We start from the raw sequence: 19,670 nt of genomic DNA on the forward strand, positions 1-19,670 counted from the left end.
CCTCTTGCCTGTCAGGCTCCTATAGAACGGATGCGGGGGGAGGGGAATGCAAAACAGAACGTGAACATTGAACTATGTCCGTTCTCGCCCTACTCTCCCGGCATGGCGATTCTCATCCCCAACCAGCAGGCGCGGTGGATATTCCTCGAACGGCAGGGCCTCTCCCTGCCGCCCTCCCGCAGCCTCGACAAGGCGGGGCTCCTGAGCCTCATCGACAAGCTCGGCTTCGTGCAGGTGGACAGTATCGCGACCGTCGAGCGCGCCCACCACATGATCCTGTTCTCCCGCAACCAGACCTATCGGCGCGAGCACCTGCGGCAACTCCTGGAGAAGGAAGGCGAGCTTTTCGAGCACTGGACGCACGATGCATCGGTCATCCCGTCGGCCTTCTTCCGCTACTGGAAGCACCGTTTCGTGCGCCGCGAGGCCGTGATCGGCGAACGCTGGCGCAAATGGCAGGGCGAGGATTTCGACAGCGCCTTCGAGGAAACCTACCGGCGCATCGTCGAGTGCGGCCCGATCATGGCCCGTGAGGTGAAGGCTGAGGAGCACAAGTCCGGCGGCTGGTGGAACTGGCATCCGAGCAAGACGGCGCTGGAATACTACTGGCACACGGGAAAGCTGGCGATTGCCGGGCGGGTGAATTTCCAGAAGATCTACGACCTGACGGAGAGGGTGCTTCCCACCCGTCATTACGAGCCGGAGGTCAGTCCCGAGGAGTTCGTTGACTGGGCCTGCCGCAGCGCGCTGCAGCGGCTGGGATTTGCGACATCCGGCGAGATCGCCGCGTTCTGGGCCCTGGTCGGCCCACAGGAGGCAAAGGACTGGGTCACTGCCCACCGCGACGAACTGACCGAGGTGGTGATCGAGAGCGCCGATGGCGGCAGGCCGCGGGCAGCCCATGCCTTCCACGATTTCTCCGCCCTGGCGCAGGCCGCTCCCGCGCCTCCGGGCCGCATCCGGGTGCTGAGCCCCTTCGATCCGCTGCTGCGCGACCGCAACCGGGCCGAACGGTTGTTCAATTTCAGCTACCGGATAGAAATCTTCGTGCCCGAACCGATGCGCCAGTACGGCTACTACGTCTTCCCGCTGCTGGAAGGAGACCGGATGATCGGCCGCATCGACATGAAGGCGGACCGCAAGGCCGGCTCGCTCGACGTCAGGCGGCTGTGGCTGGAGCCCGGGGTGAGGGCATCGAGCGGCAGGCTGGAACGGCTGGAGGCCGAGCTTTCGCGTGTCGCGCGTTTCGCCGGGGTCGGGCGGGTCAGCTTCCTCGACGGCTGGCGGGGCTGAGGCCGGCAGGCCTCAGCAGATCACCGTCTCGGTAATCCGGATGCCGAAACCTTCCAGGCCGACATAGTGCCGCTCGCTGCGGGTCAGAAGCTTGATGGAGGTGATCCCGAGATCCTTGAGGATCTGTGCGCCGAGGCCGATTTCCAGCCATTCGCTTTCGCGCGCCTGGGCCTGCTCGTGGGCTTCCTGGTCCTGGCGGTACTTGCGGCCGTGGTCCTTCTGGCCGACGCCGACCGAACCTTCGCGCAGATAAATGATCACGCCGCGTCCCTCGGTCGCGATCTTCTCCATGTAGGTGTCGAGGGGGCGCTGGGCGCCGAAGACATCGGCCGCCACGTTCTCCAGATGCAGCCGCACCGGAATGTCGACGCCGTCGCGGATGTCGCCGAAGATGATCGCGACGTGCTGCATCGGGTCCCAGGGCAGGGAATAGGCATGGCCCTTGGCCTTGCCGTAGCGCGTCGCCACGTCGAAGCTCGACTGCAGCTCGATCAGGGTTTCCTTGCGCTGCCTGTAGGCGATGAGGTCGGCCACGGAAACCTGCTTCAGGCCGTGCTTCTCGGCGAACTCGGTGACCTGGGCGCCGCGGGTGACGGTTCCGTCGTCGTTGACGAGTTCGCAGATGACCCCGACCGGCGGCAGGCCCGCAAGCTTGCAGAGATCGACGGCTGCTTCCGTATGGCCGGAGCGCATCAGCACGCCGCCCTCGCGCGCGACGAGCGGGAAAATGTGGCCGGGACGCACGAAGTCCGCCGGGCCGACATTCGGGTTTGCGAGATTGCGGACGGTGAGCGTCCGGTCCTCGGCCGAAATCCCCGTGGTCGTGCCGTGCTTGAAGTCGACGGTCACCGTGAATGCGGTCGTGTGCGCGCTGTCGTTTTCGGCAACCATGGCGTTGAGGTTGAGCCGCTTGGCTTCCTCGCGCGGCATCGGTGCGCAGACGATGCCCGACGTGTGGCGGACGATGAAGGCCATCTTCTCGGCCGTGCAGTGAACCGCGGCGACGATCAGGTCGCCTTCGTTCTCGCGGTCGTCATCGTCGGTGACGACGACGATCTCGCCGGCTTCGAATGCGCGGATCGCGTCGACGACGCGCTTCTGGTCATAGGCCATGGAGGGAATTCCTTATCGCTGCCGGCCGGTCTGCGCCCGGTCGCGGAGGTAGTGGTCGGCGATCGCGCAGGCGACCATGGCCTCGCCGATCGGGACGGCGCGGATGCCGACGCAGGGATCGTGCCGGCCCTTGGTGCGCACGTCGACATTGTTGCCGTCCGCATCGATCGACTGACGTTCCGTCAGGATGGAGGAAGTCGGCTTGATGGCGAAGCGGGCGACGACGTGCTGGCCGGTGGAAATCCCGCCCAGGATGCCGCCGGAATGGTTGGAGAGAAACAGCGGCTTGCCGTCATTGCCCATCCGCATCTCGTCGGCGTTTTCCTCGCCGGAAAGTTCGGCCGTCGCAAAGCCGTCGCCGATCTCGACGCCCTTCACGGCGTTGATCGACATCAGCAGCGAGGCGATGTCCTGGTCGAGCTTGCCGTAGACCGGCGCGCCTAGGCCGGCAGGGACATTCTCAGCCACCACCTCGACGACGGCGCCGATCGACGAGCCCGCCTTGCGGATGTCGTCGAGATATTCCTCCCAGACCGGCACGATCTGCGGATCGGGTGCGAAGAACGGGTTGCGATCGACTTCCGACCAGTCCCAGTTGTTGTGGTCGATCTTGTGCTTGCCGATCTGCACCAGTGCCGCGCGCACGACGAGGTCCGGCACCACCTTCCGTGCGACGGCGCCGGCGGCGACGCGTGCCGCCGTCTCGCGTGCCGAGGAGCGCCCGCCGCCGCGGTAGTCGCGGATGCCGTATTTCACGTCATAGGTATAGTCGGCGTGCCCGGGCCGGTAGCGCCTTGCGATCTCGCCGTAGTCCTTGGAGCGCTGGTCGGTGTTCTCGATCAGCATGGAAATCGGCGTGCCGGTCGTCACCATGGTCTCGCCGTCCTCGGCCAGCATCACGCCCGACAGCACCTTGACGATGTCGTCCTCGCGTCGCTGGGTCACGAAGCGGGACTGTCCCGGCTTGCGCTTGTCCATCCAGCCCTGGATTTCGGCGAGCGTCAGGGCAATGCCGGGAGGGCAGCCGTCGACGACACAGCCGAGCGCGGGGCCGTGGCTTTCGCCCCAGGTGGTAACTCGGAAAAGATGGCCAAACGTGTTGTGAGACATTCTGGATCGCCTGTGAAGAACCGGCATTTGCCGATCCTGACGGGGCTGTCTTAGGCAAAACGGCGCCGGGCGACAAGCCCTTCCTGCTAAGCCGCGGCGCGCGCCCAGCGGACGATGGCGGCCTCGGTGAATTCCGCGAATGTCAGCGGCCTGGCGAAGGCATAGCCCTGCAGCAGGTCGCAGCCCAGTTCGCGCAGCATGGTGGCGTGCTGCATGCTTTCGACGCCCTCCGCCACCGTTTCGACGCCGAGCGAGCGGGCGATGTCGATGATCGAGCGCACCAGTGCCCGTTCCTGCGGCGACTTGAGGATGGGCATGACCAGCTGCCGGTCGATCTTCAGGCGCTGCGGCTTCAGCTTCAGCACGCCGACGATAGAGGTGTGGCCGGTGCCGAAATCGTCGATCTCGATGTCGATGCCGAGGCCGCTGATCTGCTCGAGATTGCGGGCGACGACGTCCTCGTGCTCGTCGAGGAAGATCGACTCGACCAGCTCGAACGCGATCTGTCCCGGCTTGACGTCGAGGAGCTTCAGGCCCTCGATCAGGTTTTCGTCATGCAGGCGGCGGGACGAGACGTTGACCGATACGCGTGGCACGACGACGCCGAGTTCCGCCCAGCGCTTCTGGTCCTTGAGCACCGTCTCCAGCACGATCTGGTCGATCGTCGCGGCGACGTTCAGGTCCTCGGCGATCCGCAGGAAGCGGTCCGGCGACAGGATGCCGAGATGGGGGTGGTTCCAGCGCACCAGCGCCTCGACGCCGGCAAGCTGGTTGGTGCGCGCGTCGAACTGCGGCTGGTAGCGGGTCGTGAACTCGTTGTTTTCCAGGCCCGCCAGCAATTCGTCGGCGGTGCGCTTGTGGCCGACGATTTCCGCCTGAAGGTTCTGCGTGAAGAACTCGTAGCGGTTCCTGCCCATGGCCTTGGCGCGGTAGAGGGCGATGTCGGCGTTCACGAGGATGCGGCGGGCGTCGATGTTGACGCCGCTTGCCTGCGCGATGCCGATCGAGACGCCGCCGCGGCAGGCGAAGCCGTCGAAGTCGATCGGCTGGCGAAGCTCGCCGATGATGCGGGTCGCCAGTTGCGTGATCCGCTCCAGGCCGTTGTCGTCGCGAATGAGGATGACGAACTCGTCGCCGCCGATGCGGGCGACGATATCCTTATCCGCAACATTGCGCGACAGCACCTGCGAGGCATGCACCAGCATGGCGTCGCCGGCCGCGTGGCCGAGCGTGTCGTTGATCTGCTTGAAGCGGTCGAGGTCCAGGTGAAGGATCGTGAGCTTCTGGCGCTCGCTGCGGCTCTGCCGAGACAGGAGATCCAGTTCCGTGTCCAGCTTGCGCCGGTTTGCAAGTCCCGTCAGTGGATCGTGCAGCGCATTGTGCTCGATGCGGCTCTTGGCGAATTCCAGTTCGATGTTCTTCGCGTCCGACTCGGCCTTGGCGGCCTTCAGTTCGGCCGTCAGGATCGCGTCCTCGGTCACGTCGAAGGCGATGCCGACTACCTTCCGACGGCCGTTGCGATCGACCTGAAGCTGGCCGACGGAACGGATGTAGCGAAGCCCGCCGTCGCTCTGCGGGACGCGCACCACCAGTGCGTCCTTGATGCCCGAAGTCACAAACTTGGAGGATACCTCTTTCGCCTTCGCCCGGTCCTGCGGGTGGAGGAGGCTGGACCACTGCCGGTGGGACACCACGCCGTCCGTATAGGGGATACCGTAGAGCTGGCACATCCGCTCGTCCCATAGCTCGTTGAGCGTCTCGAGATCGACTTCCCAGATGCCGCAATTATACGAGGCGAGCGCGAGATCGAGCCGGCTCGACAACTCCTCGAGCTCCTGCTCGCGCTTGGAAAGCTCGTCGAGTGCGAGTTCCAGTTCCGCGTTCTTGATGTCGCTGACCGCCTTGGCGTCGCGCAGCATCTGCGCCATCATCATGTCGGCGGTCACGTCCCAGACGATGCCGGTGCAGCGAAGGGTGCCATCCGGATTGCTGTAGCTCGTGCCGGCGGATCGGAGGTAGCGGACGGCCCCGGCCGGCGTCTCGACCCGATAGGTCTCCGTGCAGGTCGTCTTGGAGCAGGTGCAGGTGAAGAAGTGGGCTTCCGCGGCCTCCAGGTCCTCCGGATAGATCGCGCCGTGCCAGTCGTCCAGCCGGTTGACCAGCCCATCCTCGGGGCAGCCGTGCAGGGCAGCCGCGCGATCGTCCCAGAACAGGTGGCCCCCGTCATGGGTCACTTCCCAGATCCCGATATTGGATGCTTCCATGGCGAGGTTGAAGCGCTGGGAGAGTTCGAGGAGGTTCGCCTCGCGCGCCTTCAGGGCGGTGATGTTGCGGTTGCGCTCACCGATGAGAACGCTGGCGAGCAGGATCGGAAGCATGACCCCGAGCCCCCCGATGACCAGCGAGAAACGATATTCGATCTGGTCCGGGGACGTCACGTTCCAACCGGACGTCGGCGCGGCGAGAACTTCCCAGAGGGTGGTCTCCAGTGGAACGTGCCATGTGAGCGGCTGTCGGTCGTAGAGCCCGGCCTGTCCGGCGAATGGCGCCGCCGCCGGATCGCCGACGTCGCGGATCGCGATTTCCAGCCACTCGGAATCCTTCGGGTGCGCGGAGCCCGATTGCGGAGAGAGGTCGATCCCGGACGAGGCCAGGAACTCCGCCTTGTCGATCAGGAGAACCACGCTGCTCGGACCGTCGGCTGCCGCCGGCGACTTGACGGGGGAAATGATGACGAAGAACGGGCTGTCATGCCGCGATTTCACGGAATCGGTCCCGAGGGCAACCTGCTCGCGCAGGTTCGCGGCAAGCCGGGCTTGATCGATTTCCGCCGACGTGGTCGTCGCCCGGCTAATCACCGTGTCGAGACCGGTCTCCGTGGCGATCGCGATCACCGCGACGCTCGGATTGCGTTTCAGTTCGTGCTCCGCATGAGCCCGGAAGAGCCCCTCCGTGCCTGACCCTTGCGACTGGTGGGCCAGCGCCAGCCGCGAAGCCGTCGCCAGCTCGTGTTCGATCTCGGAATGGATGTGCAGCGAGACGAGCCTCAGCGCGCGCTCGGCGCGTTCGCGCAACTCTGTCTGGTATTGTCGGCGGTGTCGTTCGTCGAGCGATATGGCAAGAAGCACGACGAGAGCCGCGACCGCGCACGTGGCGGCCGCAAGAACGGGAGTTCTTCCGATGATTGGCCGCAAATGCGCCCGCAGCGTTCCCCAGGCAGACAAACTCGCCCCTTCTCGATGATCACCCCACGAGGGACGGTTCTACATGCCGCGGGTTAATGGCTGCTTGCAGCAGCATTCCGGCGGGCGCGGGGCTGCTCTGGGGCCGATGTGCCCCGCATTCCTGGTGTGCTTTCCGTAGGGGCTTGATCGGAATTAACAATCCGGTCACTACTTGTACGGAAAAAGTCATGACCGCGGGCGATTTTCGCCACAATCGGGAGACTATCTTGCGCCTCTATCAAGCCTGTCTGATTTGCCTGAGAGCCCCTGCCATGCGCTTCCTCATCGCCGCCCTGCTTGGAACTGCCAGTTTCCTCTCCCCCCTCGGCGGGTTTGCGCAGAGTTCCGACGTTGAGGCCACCATCCAATCGGTCGACATCAACGACCTGACGCTGACGCTCGATGACGGCAAGACCTACCGGGTCCCGGAGGAGTTCAACTTCGAGGGGCTGGAATCCGGCGTGAAGGTTCTGGTCTTCTATACCGAAGTCGATGGCAGCCGCGTGGTGGATGACCTGGAGATCGTCCAGTAGGCTCAGTGCCAGGCAAGGCTTCCTGCGTCGAGGTCCACTTCCAGTATCCTGTCCTGCGGGACATCCATCTTCGACGCCTCCTCTTCCGTGACATTCGCCACCAGTCGGAAGGTCGATCGTATGACGCCGCCATGCGCGACGCAGATCGTCGGCCGGTCGAGTGATTTCAGCCAGGCGCCGACGCGCCAGGAGAGGATTTCGTAGCTCTCGGCATCCGCGCCGGGCGGAATGAAGCTCCACTTCTGCTCCTCACGCTCGACCAGCCGGTCGGGCGCGAAGTCGTGGACCTCCTCCAGCGTGTAGCCTTCCCAATCCCCGAAGGAGAGCTCAAGCAACCGCTCGTCCGTCCGGTAGCCGGACGGGTCGAGCCCCATGGCGGCCCGAAGCCTTTCCATCGTCTCCCGGGTGCGGGAGAGGGGACTGGCAACGAAGTCGTAGACGGAGGGATCCGGGATCATCTCCCGGAGCGCCAGCCCGTTGCGGGTCGCCTGGGCGCGACCCCGCTCGTTGAGCGCGATGTCCTTCTGTCCCTGGAGGCGACCCTCGGCGTTCCAATCCGTCTCGCCGTGTCGGACTATGTAGATGAGCACGGCTTCGTCTCCGGCGTCAGTCCTTGATGACGGAGATGTCCGGAGCGTCGACGGCCTTCATGCCGACGACGTGATAGCCGCTGTCCGCGTGATGGACTTCGCCCGTCACCGAGCGCGAGAGATCCGACAGGAGATAGAGGCCGACGTCGCCCACTTCCTCGATGGTGACCGTGCGGCGCAGCGGCGCGTTGTACTCGTTCCACTTCAGGATGTAGCGGAAGTCGCCGATCCCGGAAGCGGCCAGAGTCTTGATCGGGCCGGCGGAAATGGCGTTGACGCGGATTTTCTGCGGGCCGAGATCGACGGCGAGATACTTCACGCTCGCCTCCAGCGCCGCCTTGGCAACGCCCATGACGTTGTAGTTCGGCATCACCTTTTCGGCACCGTAATAGGTGAGGGTCAGCATGGAGCCGCCGTCCGTCATCAGCTTCTCGGCTCGCCGGGCGACCGAGGTGAAGGAATAGACGGAGATGCGCATCGTCTTGTCGAAATTGTCGGCCGTCGTGTCGACGTAGCGACCGGTCAGCTCATCCTTGTCGGAGAATCCGATCGCGTGGACGAGGAAGTCGATCTTGCCCCACATCTTTTCGATTTCGGCGAATGCCGCATCGATGCTCGCCTCGTCGCTGACGTCGCAGTCACCGGCAACAACCGCGCCGATTTCCGCGGCCAGCGGCTCGACGCGCTTGCGCAGCGCCTCGCCCTGGTAGGTGAAGGCGACTTCGCCTCCCTGTGCGTGGATGGCCTTTGCAATGCCCCAAGCGATCGAGCGGTTGTTGGCGACGCCCATAATGACGCCGCGCTTGCCTGCCATGAGGCCTGAAGCCTGAACCATGCTGTGTCCCCTGAGACGAAAGCTGAACCTGAAAAGTAAGGCTGCCTATCGCATAGGCGCTCCAACCGTTCAAGTTGAGTTGGATCATCTCATGTAGCGGGTCGTAACAAAGAGTGCTCGAATGGAAAGCGCGGCGAAACGGCCTCAGATGTAGAGGCCTTCGCGCATGTGACGCATCAGGTCGGTGATTTTTGCGTCCGGCTTTTCCCAGAGCATCACCCGCAGCTCGACCACCAGCTTGCCCCGCTTGCCCTCGGCGTCATGGAGTCCGAGCTCTTCGAGTTCGATCGCCCGGTCGGATCCGGACCACGGCGGAATCGAGATCTGTCGCGATCCTTCCGGCGTTTCGACCTGCGTCTCGGTCCCGAGTACCGCGTCCTCGAGCGAGATCGGCATTATGGTGTGGATATCGTATCCTTCGACCCGGAACTGGGCGTCCGGCACCAGCTTGAGGGTGACCAGAAGGTCGCCACGCAGCATGCCGGGGACTTTCAGCCCTTGGCTTTTCAGCCGCGCGACATGGCCGGCCGTCATGCCGGGCTCGAGCAGGAAGCGGACTTCGCGCTCCTCCGGAAGCTTGATCGTCACCCAGCCCTGCTTGAGGAGTTCCTCGAGGGAAACATGGGCCTCGACCGCGTGGTCAGGCGCCTTTTCCGGCGGAGCGTTGAGACCGCGAATGCGGCGTACGAGGGAGGCGATCAGGTCGACCGCCTGGACGGGGAGGGGACGCGGCTCCTGCGAGCCGGGGCCGCCGGCATCGGACGGAACCCTGTCGGCTTCGGCGGCCGGGCCCTGGGCGAAAGCGGACGTCTGCTCGGCCTGCGGCTTTGCTGCGGCTTCCTCACCCGGCCTGGTCCGGCTCTCGGCTGTCCCCGTGCCCGTGCCCGTGCCCGTGCCCGTGCCCGTGCCCGTGCCCGTGCCGGAACCTGCCTCGTTCGGGGCGCCGAATATGCGCTCGACCATGTCCTCGGCGGTCTCGGCGTCCGGTGTCGAGGAACTGGCTTTTGCCTTGGCCTTCGCCTGGGCCTGCGCGCGCTGGGCGTTGGCCCGCGCGAGTTCTTCCATCACCTTCTCGGCATTCGCCTTGGCGGCCTTGGCGCGCTCCGCGGCCTCGCGCGCCGACTGGCGCTGCTGCATGATCGTCTGGTGGGCGTCGACTGCACGGTCGTAGCGCTTGCGCCGTTCCGGGTCCTTCAGCACCTCGTAGGCGCGGCCGACCTCCGCGAAGCGGCTCGACGCGGCAGGATCGCTCTGGTTGTGATCGGGATGGACCGATTTGGCCTTGGAACGCCACGCAGCCTTGATCTCGTCTGCGTCGGCAGTTCGCTGCACACCAAGAACAGAATACGGATCACGCATGAAATGACCACCGGTTCAAAAGAATGGCCGCTCCTGCGAATCGAGGCCGGCCTGCTATGCTTCAACAACGTCCGCGGACTCGACGGGTTCCTTCCCGGCGTCCCACGGAACCGGAGGTTATCAGCACAATCCTGAATCAGTGGTTACAGCGCCCGACGCGACGCCGGACGGATCAAGCCTAGCGGCGATCGAAAGCGGTCAGCAGCCAGTCGCCGCGGCCCGTCAGGCAGGCCTGCCCCGAAAACATCGCTATCCCCTCGTAGGAATGGCGGGTGGTGGTGAAGTCACGGCACAGACGCCCGGCATCGCGCGCCTCCTTGATGGTCGATACGACGCCCGCGCTGCCGGTTGCAGCATTTGCCCAGGGCAGGGGAGTGTCGCCCATCTTGGCGAGGTCGGCGGATGTTACGGCGTTGCGGACGGTGGCCTCGTCCGACAGGACGTCTTCCGATCCGTTGCGGCCCACGGTTCCCGTGGAGATCGAGCGGTCGACCTTGGATGCGCTGCCGAGCAGGTCGAGGCTGCTGGTGCATGACGTCGAGGCGAGCGCGAGCGAGATCAGGGCGAACGCGTTGAGACTTGTCCGGGCCAGCCACTTTGAGCGCTTGTTCGACTTTGCTATCAGTACCACCTTGCGTCCTGTCCGGGCTGAGTCACGGGCAAATTCACCAGTCGGGAGTATATTAGTCAATATGTCTGAGAGTGAGTTAACAACGGGTGACTTTACCGACGAGCACGAGCCTTTTGCCCTGTTCGGAAAATGGCTGAAGGAAGCCGAGGCATCCGAACCGAACGATCCGTCGGCGGTGGCGCTTGCCACCGTGGACGAGCACGGCATGCCGAACGTGCGGATGGTCCTGCTGAAGGGTTATGACGAGAGCGGTTTTGTCTTCTACACCAACTTCGAGAGCCAGAAGGGACGCGAAATCCTCGGCCAGAAGAAGGCGGCGATGTGCTTCCACTGGAAGTCGCTGCGCCGGCAGGTGCGGCTGAGGGGCGAGGTCGAGGTCGTGAGCGATGCCGAGGCCGACGCCTATTACGCGACGCGTCCCCGCGGCAGCCGCATCGGTGCTTGGGCCTCCAAGCAGTCCCGACCACTGGAAGGGCGTTTCGCGCTGGAAAAGGCCGTCGCCGAATACGCTGCCCGCTATGCGATCGGCGAGATCCCGCGCCCGCCCTACTGGTCCGGTTTCCGGATCAAGCCCGTCTCCATCGAGTTCTGGCACGACCGGCCGTTCCGCCTGCATGACCGGATCGAGTTCCGCCGCTCCGCGCCGGAAGGTGCATGGGAAAAGGTCAGGATGTATCCCTGACCCTAGCGCAGCAGTTTGAAGGGGATGCCCGATGCGAGCGCGGACACGTGGCGGGGGTGCTGGAAGTGTCCGTTCAGTGAAATCCGGGGCAGGCCGGTCATCCGCTCCGCCCACCCGGCGGTGATCGTGCCGGGCTGGGTGGTGACCGCGACCGCAAAGCCCGCCTCCCTGGCGATCTCCTCGTCACGGCGCGATACGGCCGCCGGATATCCGTAGGGATAGGCGAAGGCCCGGGGGCGCTTGCCCGTCAGCGCCTCGATCCAGTCCGCCGATCGCTCCATCTCGCGTCTTGCCTCCTCCGCAGAAAGCCGCGCGACGGCGCGGTGGCTCAGCGTATGGGCGCCTGCGGATGCCAGCGGATGCGACGCGATCCGCCGCAACTCTTCGTCATTCATGACGAGATCCTCGGTGATCTTCAGCGGCTCGATCCCGTGCTGGCGCGCCAGTTCGTCGATCCGCGCCACCGCGATCTCCTCGACTTCGGTTGCGACGAACCGGGCGAAGCCGTCGAACGCCTTCAGTTTCAGCGGCTCGGTCGAAAGGTCGAGCCGCTCCTCGCCCTGGCCGAAGGCGAACACGACCGTTTCCTGCCGTGCGAGGAGACTGCCGAGCGTTTCCCACCAGAGCGTGTGGGTGCGCTCGCTGAAGCCACGGGTAAAGAAGATGGTGAAGGGCACGCCGTGCTTCGCGAACACCGGAAGCGCGTGTTCGGCATTGTTCCGGTAGCCGTCGTCCAGCGTGAAGACCGCAAACGGCCGCTGGTCCGCGGCCTCCAGGCGGGTCGGGACATCGTCCAGTCCGATGAAGTCGTAGCCTTCGTTCCGAAGCCGGCTGATGGCGCCGTCGAGGAAGTCCGGCGTGACTTCGAGGTGCTTGTTCGCGGCAAACGAGGTAGCCTCTTCCGGTCGGACGTGGTGCAGCGTGAAGATTGCTCCCCGTCCTCTTGCCCTACGCATGACACCGGCTTTTGAGAGGAGCGCCGCGGCATCAAGTGACCTGGCAATGGCAAATCGCTTGCCGCGGCGCTTCAGAAGCGCCTTCATTTCATCGTTCATATGACACTGGCCTGCTATGCTATGCTATCGGATGCCTTCTGCGGTAAGGGCCGCTCCCCGAGATATTCAAAGAAGCGAAGGAGGTAGCCGTCGGGATCGGCGACGACGAACTGGATCTGTCCGACCTCATGCGCGTCGCGACGATACCATCTTTCTTCGATGGGAAGGTGAGGTTCTATCTGCGCCCCGGCCAGTCGCCTGAGCATTGCGTTCACGTCCGGCACCCTGATCTGTACGTTCACCCCCCAGCCGAACGGCCGTTCGGGAGCAGCGTCCTCTACGACGAGATCGCGTCCGACGCCGATCTGGTCGATCATCAGATGTGCCTCGCCAAGCGCGAGGTAGCAGAACCCCTCTTCCGACCGTTCGTATAGGAGGGAAAATCCGAGGACGTCCACGTAGAAGTCGCGGCTCTTCACCCAGTTAGAGACCGCGAACTCCGGTACCAGTGTGTTTCCTCCCGCGCCGGTTATGTCCTCGTGCCTCCGACGGTGACCTGGTCCATGCGCAGATGCGGCTGGCCGACGCCGACGGGAACCCATTGTCCGGCCTTGCCGCAATTGCCTACGCCGGTATCGAGCTTGGTATCGTTGCCGACCATCGTGACCCGCTTCATGGCGTCCGGGCCGTTGCCGATCAGCATGGCCCCCTTGATGGCCGGGCCGATCTTGCCGCCCTCGATCATGTAGGCCTCCGTGCAGCCGAAGACGAACTTGCCGGAGGTGATGTCGACCTGGCCGCCGCCGAAGGAAACGGCATAGATGCCCTTCTTGACGGAGGCGATGATCTCTTCCGGCGTCTTGTCGCCGCCCAGCATGTAGGTATTGGTCATGCGGGGCATGGGAACATGCGAATAGCCCTGCCGGCGGCCGTTGCCGGTCGGCTGCATGCCCATCAGCCGCGCGTTCTGCCGGTCCTGCATGTAGCCGACCAGCCTGCCCTTCTCGATCAGGACGTTGTAGGCGGAGGGCGTTCCCTCGTCGTCGATGGTGATGGAGCCGCGGCGGTTGTCGATCGTTCCGTCGTCGACGACGGTGACGCCGGGGGCAGCCACCATTTCGCCGAGCAGCCCGGCGAATGCCGAGGTCTTCTTCCGGTTGAAATCGCCCTCAAGTCCGTGGCCGACGGCCTCGTGCAGCATGACGCCCGGCCAGCCGTTGCCGAGCACGACATCCATCGTGCCGGCGGGCGCCTCGATCGCTTCGAGATTGACGAGCGCCTGGCGGAGCGCTTCGTCGGCGCCGGTCTTCCAGTTGTCCATCACGATGAATTCGCCGAAGCCCATGCGGCCCCCGATGCCGAAGGAGCCCGACTCCTGCCGGTCGCCGTCGCCCACGACGACGGAGATGTTGACCCGCGTCATCGGCCGGATGTCCTGGACCCGGTGCCCGTCGGCGCGCAGGATGTTGACGACCTGCCAGCTCGCGGAAGCCGTGGCGGTCACCTGCCGGACCTTGGGGTCCTTCGCCCGCAGATAGGCGTCGATCTCCGTCAGGAGCTTTACCTTCTCCTCGAAGCTCGGATGGCCGATCGGGTTCTCGTCGCCATAGTGTCGCTTGTTGGTCCGCTGCGGCGCGGCTGCATAGGAGCCGGAATAGCCGGCCGTCACCGCGCGGACTGCATCGGCGGCGCGCGACAGGGCGGCGGCGGACAGTTCGCCCGCATGCGCATAGCCGACCGATTCCTCGGCAACGGCGCGAAGCCCGAAGCCCTGGTCCGTGTTGAAGCTCCCGCCCTTCAGCCTTCCGTTGTCGAACGTGAGCGACTCCGCCTGCGCGTGCTCCACGAAAAGCTCGCCGTCATCGGCGGCGGACAGCGTCTCGGACAGGATGCGGCGGAGCCTCGCCTCATCGCAGTCGAAAAGGCTCAAGAGGTCGGTATTCATGCGTAAATGCTCCCTTGCTCCCTGGGGAGAGGGAGCCTGTGAACCTGATGTAGGTCTGCCGTCGGACGAAGCAAGGAATCAGGGCAGGGCATCATAGCCCGCGGCAAAGCCCGTGAGCTCGATCGGGATGCCGACGCGATCCTGGTCGACGGATTCCCGCAAGGCGAAGACCGCGCTCTTGCCGGCGCGCAGGATGCGCATCAGCTCGTCGTCGATCTCCACTTCCACGTAGCAGCCCTCGGAAAAGCAGCGGGTGAAGTAGGCGCGGCCGATATTGTTGTTGTCGACGTAGAGTTCCATGCCGTCCTTGAGCAGCACGCCGAGCGGCGCGAGGATGCGCAGGATCTTCGCCTTGCGGTCGGCGGTCTTCAGGACGACGACCGAGAGGCCGACTTCCGGCCGGTCCTCGGCGATGACGTTCTGCATCAGCGCGCATTGTTCGGCGGATGCGCCGGCCGGTCGGTCGCAGATGATCGACCAGGCGCCATGGTTCGAGCGCACCGCGCCCGGCGGCTGTCCCGACGGGGCGACGCGGTCCTGCGAGGAAGGCGGGGCTTCCGTGCCGGGCGCCGGAGCGGCAGGTTGCTGTGCCTGCGCGGAGAGCGCCGAGCCGGCAAGAACGGCAGCAAGACAAGCGGCGATGATCGGGGAGCGACCCATAAAACCCTCTGGAAAGCGAATCGGTGCGGCTATTCTTGGCGTCGCAGGCGCGAAATGAAAAGCCCCGACCTCATCCCAATCGAGTGAGGCGAAAATGGGACTTGTCCTGTGGAGAGGCAGGCCGGTCAATCGGGAATTCCACCGAAAAGCCGTTGGACTTCCGGCATTTGACAAAGCGCAAAAATGCCGCACGGCGTTTTCCCGGCAGATATTGCGGCGGCCGTCAAACTGTGATTGAAGCAGGTCCCATAGCCCTGGATTCTGCGTTTGAGGTTGATCCAGATCAAACGCTTGAGGAGAATTTGTGATGAACAGAGCTTTTGCGGTGATGACGGCGCTCATCTGTCTGCTCTTTGCTTCTGCCGGTTTTGCCGATCAGCCCACCCCCTGGCAGGTTGACCTGCAGACCCCCGCCACCCCGATCATGCAGGAAATCAAGTGGTTCAATAACTACACCCTGTGGTTCATTGTCCCGATTACCTTCCTTGTTCTCTTTCTCCTCGTGCTCGTCGTCGTGAAGTTCCGCGCCAGCGCCAATCCGGTGCCGTCGCGTACGAGCCACAACACGATGATCGAGATCGTCTGGACGATCGGACCGGTTCTCCTCCTCTTCCTGATCGCAATCCCGTCCTTCAATCTCCTCAATGCGCAGCTGACGATGCCGACCAACCCGGACCTGACCATCAAGGCGACCGGGACGCAGTGGCTCTGGAGCTACGAATACGAAGGTGGTGAAGAGCCGCTCGCGTTCGATTCCTATATCCTCAAGGACGAAGACCGCGCCGCCGCGGGCAAGGAAGACATTGCTGCCTATCCGCGCCTTCTCGCCGTCGACAACGAAATGGTCGTTCCGGTGAACAAGACCGTTCGCCTGCTGGTGACCGCGGCGCCGACGGACGTGATCCACGCCTTCGCCATGCCGGCCTTCGGTCTGAAGATCGACGCCGTCCCGGGCCGTCTCAACGAGACCTGGTTCCGTGCCGAGAAGGAAGGCATGTATTATGGTCAGTGCTCCGAGCTTTGCGGCAAGGACCACGCCTACATGCCGATCGGGATCCGCGTCGTGTCCGAGGACCAGTACAACACCTGGCTGGCCGCCGCTCAGCAGGACCTGAACGGCGCCAACCGCGCTCTGATGGCCGCAGTCGACAAGTCGGGCGACGACGTCCGCCTGGCGGCAACCGAATCCAAGTAACGAGGAGTGAGGACAATGGCTGGACCAACCGCTCACGACGACCAAGCACACGCCCGCACTGCCTCGCATGACGACGCACACGGACATCACGACCACAAGCCGGGCTTCTTCACCCGCTGGTTCCTGTCGACCAACCACAAGGACATCGGCACGCTCTACCTGATCTTCGCGATCATGGCGGGTATCGTCGGCGGCCTGCTGTCGGTCTTCATGCGCATGGAGCTGCAGGAACCCGGCATCCAGATCTTCCACGGCCTGGCCTCCATGGTCTACGGCTTCGAGGGTGAAGCTGCCCTCGACGGCGGCAAGCACATGTTCAACGTCTTCACGACGGCGCATGCGCTGGTCATGATCTTCTTCATGGTCATGCCGGCCCTGATCGGCGGTTTCGCCAACTGGATGATCCCGATCATGATCGGGGCGCCGGACATGGCATTCCCCCGCCTCAACAACATCTCCTTCTGGCTGCTGCCGCCGGCATTCCTGCTGCTGATGCTTTCGCTCTTCGTCGAAGGTCCGGCCGGTGCATACGGCGCGGGTGGCGGCTGGACGCTCTATCCGCCGCTGGCGACTTCCGGCCATCCGGGCCCGGCCGTCGATCTTGCGATCTTCGCGCTGCACGTCACGGGTGTGTCCTCGATCCTCGGTGCGATCAACTTCATCACCACGATCCTGAACATGCGCGCACCCGGCATGACCATCCACAAGATGCCGCTCTTCGCCTGGTCCGTTCTCGTGACCGCGTTCCTGCTGCTTCTCTCGCTTCCGGTTCTCGCAGGCGGCATCACGATGCTCCTGACCGACCGTAACTTCGGCACCACCTTCTTCTCTCCGGAAGGCGGCGGCGACCCGATCCTCTACCAGCATCTGTTCTGGTTCTTCGGTCACCCGGAAGTCTACATCCTGATCCTGCCCGCCTTCGGCATCATCAGCCACATCGTGTCGACCTTCTCGCGCAAGCCGGTCTTCGGTTACCTCGGCATGGCCTATGCCATGGTCGCGATCGGTGCCGTGGGCTTCATCGTCTGGGCCCACCACATGTATACGGTCGGCCTGTCCCTCGATGCACAGCGCTACTTCGTCTTCGCCACCATGGTGATCGCGGTCCCGACGGGCATCAAGATCTTCTCCTGGATCGCGACCATGTGGGGTGGCTCGCTCACTTTCCGCACGCCGATGATCTGGGCGATCGGCTTCATCTTCCTCTTCACCGTCGGCGGCGTCACGGGCGTCCAGCTCGCCAATGCCGGCCTCGACCGCTCGCTGCACGACACCTACTACGTGGTTGCCCACTTCCACTACGTCCTGTCGCTCGGCGCCGTGTTCGGTATCTTCGCGGCCTGGTACTACTGGTTCCCGAAGATGAGCGGCTACATGTATTCCGAGACGCTGGGTAACCTGCACTTCTGGGTCATGTTCATCGGCGTGAACCTCGTCTTCTTCCCGCAGCACTTCCTGGGTCTGGCCGGCATGCCGCGCCGCTACATCGACTATCCGGATGCCTATGCGGGCTGGAACTGGGTCTCCTCGATCGGCTCCTACATCTCCTTCGTCGGCGTCATCATCTTCCTCTTCATGGTATGGGAAGCATTCGCCAAGAAGCGCGTAGCCGGCAACAACCCCTGGGGCGAAGGCGCAAGCACGCTCGAGTGGCAGCTGTCCTCGCCGCCGCCGTTCCACCAGTGGGAACAGCTGCCGAAGATCCGCTGATCCGCAAATGACGACATCAGGGCACCGCCTCCTGCGGTGCCCTGAACAATTACCAAACGGAACGAGACAATGACGGTAATCGATCACGATGCAGTTGGCGGCGAGGGGGGCATCGGCCTTTCCGAAGCCAATGCCCGGGATTTCTTCGAACTCCTGAAGCCGCGGGTGATGTCGCTCGTCGTCTTCACGGCGCTGGTTGGCCTCGTCGTCGCTCCGGGTGAAATCAATCCCTTTCTGGCGGTCATCTCGGTGCTCTGCATCGCGGTCGGCGCCGGCGCCTCGGGCGCGCTGAACATGTGGTACGACGCTGACATCGACGCCGTCATGTCGCGCACCGCCCGTCGCCCGATCCCCTCCGGCCGTATCGAGCCTCGCGAGGCGCTCGCCTTCGGCCTGACGCTTTCGGTATTCTCGGTGGTCATCCTGGGGCTTGCGGTCAACTGGGCCGCCGCGTCCCTCCTGGCCTTCACCATCTTCTTCTATGCCGTCGTCTACACGATGTGGCTGAAGCGCTCGACGCCGCAGAACATCGTCATCGGCGGCGCCTCGGGTGCCTTCCCGCCGATGATCGGCTGGGCCTGCGTCACCGGCAGCGTTTCGCTCGACAGCATCCTGCTCTTCCTCGTCATCTTTCTCTGGACGCCCGCCCATTTCTGGGCACTCGCGCTCTTCAAGATGCGCGACTACGGCTCGGTCGGCATCCCGATGATGCCGAACGTCGCCGGCGAGCGTTCCACCAAGAACCAGATCGTCGTCTATGCGGTGCTGACGGCGGCCGTCGCGGTCGCCCCCTGGTTCACCGGACTGGCTAGCATCGGCTACGGCCTGTTTGCCGCCGCGCTCGGCGCGATCTTCATCTATTTTTCAGTTGCCGTCTGGCGCATGCCCGACGGTGACGAGAAGATGATCGCTGCAAAGAAGATGTTCGCCTATTCGGTCTTCTATCTCTTCGCGATCTTCTCCGCGCTGCTCGCCGATCATTTCGCGGCCGGGCTGGTCAACCTGGCGGGAGGCGTCCAGTGATCGAGACAGTCAAGGTAACCGACAAGCAGAAGAAGTCGCGTCGCAACCGCAATATCGCGCTCGGCCTGGTCCTGGCCGGCCTGGTGGCGCTCTTCTATGTCATCACGATCGTCAAGATCGGCGGCGTCGGAGGTTGAGGAGCTGGACATGACGAAGGATACGGCACAACAGGGCAGGCGCGTCGGCAACGGCACGATCATGGCGATGTGCTTCGTCTTCGTCGGCGGCATGGTCGGCATGGCCTATGCCGCCGTTCCCCTCTACCAGCTCTTCTGCCAGGTGACCGGTTACAACGGCACCACCCAGCGGACCGAACAGTATTCCGAGGTCGTGCTCGACCAGTCCCTGCCGGTGACCTTCGACGCAAACACGTCGAACGGCCTCAACTGGGATTTCAAGGCCGCCAGGCGCATCGAGCCGAAGATCGGCGAAACCGTGCAGGTGACCTTCACCGCGACGAACCGTTCGTCCGAACCGACCACCGGCACGGCGGTCTTCAACGTCACGCCGATGGAGGCGGGCGCCTACTTCAACAAGGTCGAGTGCTTCTGCTTCACGGAAACGACGCTCCAGCCGGGCGAGACCTTGGAAATGCCTGTGGTGTTCTTCGTCGACCCGGAGATCGTCAAGGCGGAGGAAACCAAGAACATCAAGACGATCACGCTGTCTTACACCTTCTATCCCTCGCAGCCGTCCAAGCCTGTTGCGGCGGCTCAGGAAAAGGGTAAGCCGGTCAATGGGCAACTTTGAGAGGATTCGCCGGTTCGCCGGC

The 19,670-nt window shown here is 64.1% G+C and carries 19 protein-coding genes; 8 read left to right on the forward strand and 11 right to left on the reverse strand.

Going from position 1 to position 19,670, the window contains the following annotated elements; all coding sequences use genetic code 11:
* The first annotated feature begins 102 nt into the window (after nucleotides 1–102).
* Entirely contained in the window at nucleotides 103–1,293 is a 1,191-nt protein-coding gene (locus ACWGPT_RS17445; RefSeq protein ID WP_452606963.1) for a winged helix-turn-helix domain-containing protein, read from the forward strand.
* A 12-nt stretch (nucleotides 1,294–1,305) separates the two neighbouring features.
* Here ACWGPT_RS17445 and ribB read toward each other — a convergent pair whose 3' ends face one another.
* From ribB to ACWGPT_RS17460, 3 genes are all read right to left on the reverse strand, one after another.
* Entirely contained in the window at nucleotides 1,306–2,406 is a 1,101-nt protein-coding gene (ribB, locus tag ACWGPT_RS17450) for a 3,4-dihydroxy-2-butanone-4-phosphate synthase (protein ID WP_452606898.1), read from the reverse strand.
* Between the two features lie 12 nt (nucleotides 2,407–2,418).
* Nucleotides 2,419–3,516, reverse strand: a complete 1,098-nt coding sequence (gene aroC / locus ACWGPT_RS17455; protein ID WP_452606899.1) for a chorismate synthase — start codon at nucleotides 3,514–3,516, stop codon at nucleotides 2,419–2,421.
* A gap of 86 nt (nucleotides 3,517–3,602) precedes the next feature.
* Nucleotides 3,603–6,644 carry a putative bifunctional diguanylate cyclase/phosphodiesterase gene (locus ACWGPT_RS17460; RefSeq protein ID WP_452606900.1) on the reverse strand — a complete coding sequence of 1,014 codons (3,042 nt, stop codon included), beginning with the start codon at nucleotides 6,642–6,644 and terminating at the stop codon, nucleotides 3,603–3,605.
* A 368-nt stretch (nucleotides 6,645–7,012) separates the two neighbouring features.
* Between ACWGPT_RS17460 and ACWGPT_RS17465 the strand changes: the two genes are divergently transcribed.
* Nucleotides 7,013–7,273, forward strand: coding sequence for a DUF1344 domain-containing protein (locus ACWGPT_RS17465; protein ID WP_452606901.1), 261 nt, complete (start codon nucleotides 7,013–7,015; stop codon nucleotides 7,271–7,273).
* Nucleotides 7,274–7,275: 2 nt separating this feature from the next.
* Here ACWGPT_RS17465 and ACWGPT_RS17470 read toward each other — a convergent pair whose 3' ends face one another.
* From ACWGPT_RS17470 to ACWGPT_RS17485, 4 genes are all read right to left on the reverse strand, one after another.
* Nucleotides 7,276–7,863 (reverse strand): histidine phosphatase family protein, encoded by a 588-nt coding sequence (locus ACWGPT_RS17470; RefSeq protein WP_452606902.1) that lies wholly within the window; start codon nucleotides 7,861–7,863, stop codon nucleotides 7,276–7,278.
* A gap of 16 nt (nucleotides 7,864–7,879) precedes the next feature.
* Nucleotides 7,880–8,698: an enoyl-ACP reductase FabI gene (gene fabI / locus ACWGPT_RS17475; RefSeq protein WP_452606903.1), complete on the reverse strand. Its 819-nt coding sequence runs from the start codon at nucleotides 8,696–8,698 to the stop codon at nucleotides 7,880–7,882.
* 144 nt (nucleotides 8,699–8,842) lie between these two features.
* A complete protein-coding gene (locus ACWGPT_RS17480) occupies nucleotides 8,843–10,057 on the reverse strand; it encodes a J domain-containing protein (protein ID WP_452606904.1) in 1,215 nt (404 codons plus the stop codon).
* Nucleotides 10,058–10,235: 178 nt separating this feature from the next.
* On the reverse strand, nucleotides 10,236–10,688 hold the full coding sequence (locus ACWGPT_RS17485; RefSeq protein ID WP_452606905.1) for an RT0821/Lpp0805 family surface protein: 453 nt from the start codon (nucleotides 10,686–10,688) through the stop codon (nucleotides 10,236–10,238).
* Between the two features lie 61 nt (nucleotides 10,689–10,749).
* On the opposite strand from ACWGPT_RS17485, the gene pdxH reads away from it, so the two are divergent.
* Entirely contained in the window at nucleotides 10,750–11,370 is a 621-nt protein-coding gene (pdxH, locus tag ACWGPT_RS17490; RefSeq protein WP_452606906.1) for a pyridoxamine 5'-phosphate oxidase, read from the forward strand.
* 2 nt (nucleotides 11,371–11,372) lie between these two features.
* Here pdxH and ACWGPT_RS17495 read toward each other — a convergent pair whose 3' ends face one another.
* The 4 genes from ACWGPT_RS17495 to ACWGPT_RS17510 form a co-directional block, all read right to left on the reverse strand.
* Complete coding sequence (locus ACWGPT_RS17495; RefSeq protein ID WP_452606964.1) at nucleotides 11,373–12,413, reverse strand: polysaccharide deacetylase family protein; 1,041 nt, start codon at nucleotides 12,411–12,413, stop codon at nucleotides 11,373–11,375.
* Between the two features lie 26 nt (nucleotides 12,414–12,439).
* Complete coding sequence (locus ACWGPT_RS17500; RefSeq protein ID WP_452606965.1) at nucleotides 12,440–12,898, reverse strand: bleomycin resistance protein; 459 nt, start codon at nucleotides 12,896–12,898, stop codon at nucleotides 12,440–12,442.
* Nucleotides 12,895–14,310, reverse strand: coding sequence for a metalloprotease TldD (tldD, locus tag ACWGPT_RS17505; RefSeq protein ID WP_452606907.1), 1,416 nt, complete (start codon nucleotides 14,308–14,310; stop codon nucleotides 12,895–12,897). Before tldD ends, ACWGPT_RS17500 begins: the two co-directional genes overlap by 4 nt.
* Before the next feature lie 78 nt (nucleotides 14,311–14,388).
* Nucleotides 14,389–14,970 carry an invasion associated locus B family protein gene (locus ACWGPT_RS17510; protein ID WP_452606908.1) on the reverse strand — a complete coding sequence of 194 codons (582 nt, stop codon included), beginning with the start codon at nucleotides 14,968–14,970 and terminating at the stop codon, nucleotides 14,389–14,391.
* A gap of 307 nt (nucleotides 14,971–15,277) precedes the next feature.
* Here ACWGPT_RS17510 and coxB point away from each other — a divergent pair, with 307 nt between their 5' ends.
* The 5 genes from coxB to ACWGPT_RS17535 all read left to right on the forward strand — a co-directional run bounded on the left by coxB (nucleotide 15,278) and on the right by ACWGPT_RS17535 (nucleotide 19,648).
* The gene (gene coxB / locus ACWGPT_RS17515; RefSeq protein WP_452606909.1) at nucleotides 15,278–16,165 is read left to right on the forward strand and encodes a cytochrome c oxidase subunit II; all 888 of its coding nucleotides are present in this window, start codon (nucleotides 15,278–15,280) and stop codon (nucleotides 16,163–16,165) included.
* A 15-nt stretch (nucleotides 16,166–16,180) separates the two neighbouring features.
* Nucleotides 16,181–17,875, forward strand: coding sequence for a cytochrome c oxidase subunit I (ctaD, locus tag ACWGPT_RS17520; RefSeq protein ID WP_452606910.1), 1,695 nt, complete (start codon nucleotides 16,181–16,183; stop codon nucleotides 17,873–17,875).
* A gap of 69 nt (nucleotides 17,876–17,944) precedes the next feature.
* Nucleotides 17,945–18,898: a heme o synthase gene (locus ACWGPT_RS17525; protein ID WP_452606911.1), complete on the forward strand. Its 954-nt coding sequence runs from the start codon at nucleotides 17,945–17,947 to the stop codon at nucleotides 18,896–18,898.
* A complete protein-coding gene (locus tag ACWGPT_RS17530) occupies nucleotides 18,895–19,035 on the forward strand; it encodes a hypothetical protein (protein ID WP_452606967.1) in 141 nt (46 codons plus the stop codon). The genes ACWGPT_RS17525 and ACWGPT_RS17530 overlap by 4 nt, the downstream gene beginning before the upstream one ends.
* Nucleotides 19,036–19,045: 10 nt before the next feature.
* Nucleotides 19,046–19,648: a cytochrome c oxidase assembly protein gene (locus tag ACWGPT_RS17535; protein WP_452606912.1), complete on the forward strand. Its 603-nt coding sequence runs from the start codon at nucleotides 19,046–19,048 to the stop codon at nucleotides 19,646–19,648.
* Nucleotides 19,649–19,670: the final 22 nt, after the last annotated feature.

This window comes from Pseudorhizobium sp. NPDC055634 (assembly GCF_053618655.1).

What these genes read in the sequence shown, in the direction of transcription:
- ACWGPT_RS17480 (WP_452606904.1), bottom strand. Translation starts at nt 10,057, where the DNA reads ATGCGTGATCCGTATTCTGTTCTTGGTGTGCAGCGAACTGCCGACGCA.
- ACWGPT_RS17495 (WP_452606964.1), bottom strand. Translation starts at nt 12,413, where the DNA reads ATGAAGGCGCTTCTGAAGCGCCGCGGCAAGCGATTTGCCATTGCCAGG.
- ACWGPT_RS17525 (WP_452606911.1), top strand. Translation starts at nt 17,945, where the DNA reads ATGACGGTAATCGATCACGATGCAGTTGGCGGCGAGGGGGGCATCGGC.
- ACWGPT_RS17535 (WP_452606912.1), top strand. Translation starts at nt 19,046, where the DNA reads ATGACGAAGGATACGGCACAACAGGGCAGGCGCGTCGGCAACGGCACG.
- ACWGPT_RS17445 (WP_452606963.1), top strand. Translation starts at nt 103, where the DNA reads ATGGCGATTCTCATCCCCAACCAGCAGGCGCGGTGGATATTCCTCGAA.
- ctaD (WP_452606910.1), top strand. Translation starts at nt 16,181, where the DNA reads ATGGCTGGACCAACCGCTCACGACGACCAAGCACACGCCCGCACTGCC.
- aroC (WP_452606899.1), bottom strand. Translation starts at nt 3,516, where the DNA reads ATGTCTCACAACACGTTTGGCCATCTTTTCCGAGTTACCACCTGGGGC.
- tldD (WP_452606907.1), bottom strand. Translation starts at nt 14,310, where the DNA reads ATGAATACCGACCTCTTGAGCCTTTTCGACTGCGATGAGGCGAGGCTC.
- fabI (WP_452606903.1), bottom strand. Translation starts at nt 8,698, where the DNA reads ATGGTTCAGGCTTCAGGCCTCATGGCAGGCAAGCGCGGCGTCATTATG.
- ACWGPT_RS17510 (WP_452606908.1), bottom strand. Translation starts at nt 14,970, where the DNA reads ATGGGTCGCTCCCCGATCATCGCCGCTTGTCTTGCTGCCGTTCTTGCC.
- ribB (WP_452606898.1), bottom strand. Translation starts at nt 2,406, where the DNA reads ATGGCCTATGACCAGAAGCGCGTCGTCGACGCGATCCGCGCATTCGAA.
- ACWGPT_RS17465 (WP_452606901.1), top strand. Translation starts at nt 7,013, where the DNA reads ATGCGCTTCCTCATCGCCGCCCTGCTTGGAACTGCCAGTTTCCTCTCC.
- pdxH (WP_452606906.1), top strand. Translation starts at nt 10,750, where the DNA reads ATGTCTGAGAGTGAGTTAACAACGGGTGACTTTACCGACGAGCACGAG.
- coxB (WP_452606909.1), top strand. Translation starts at nt 15,278, where the DNA reads ATGAACAGAGCTTTTGCGGTGATGACGGCGCTCATCTGTCTGCTCTTT.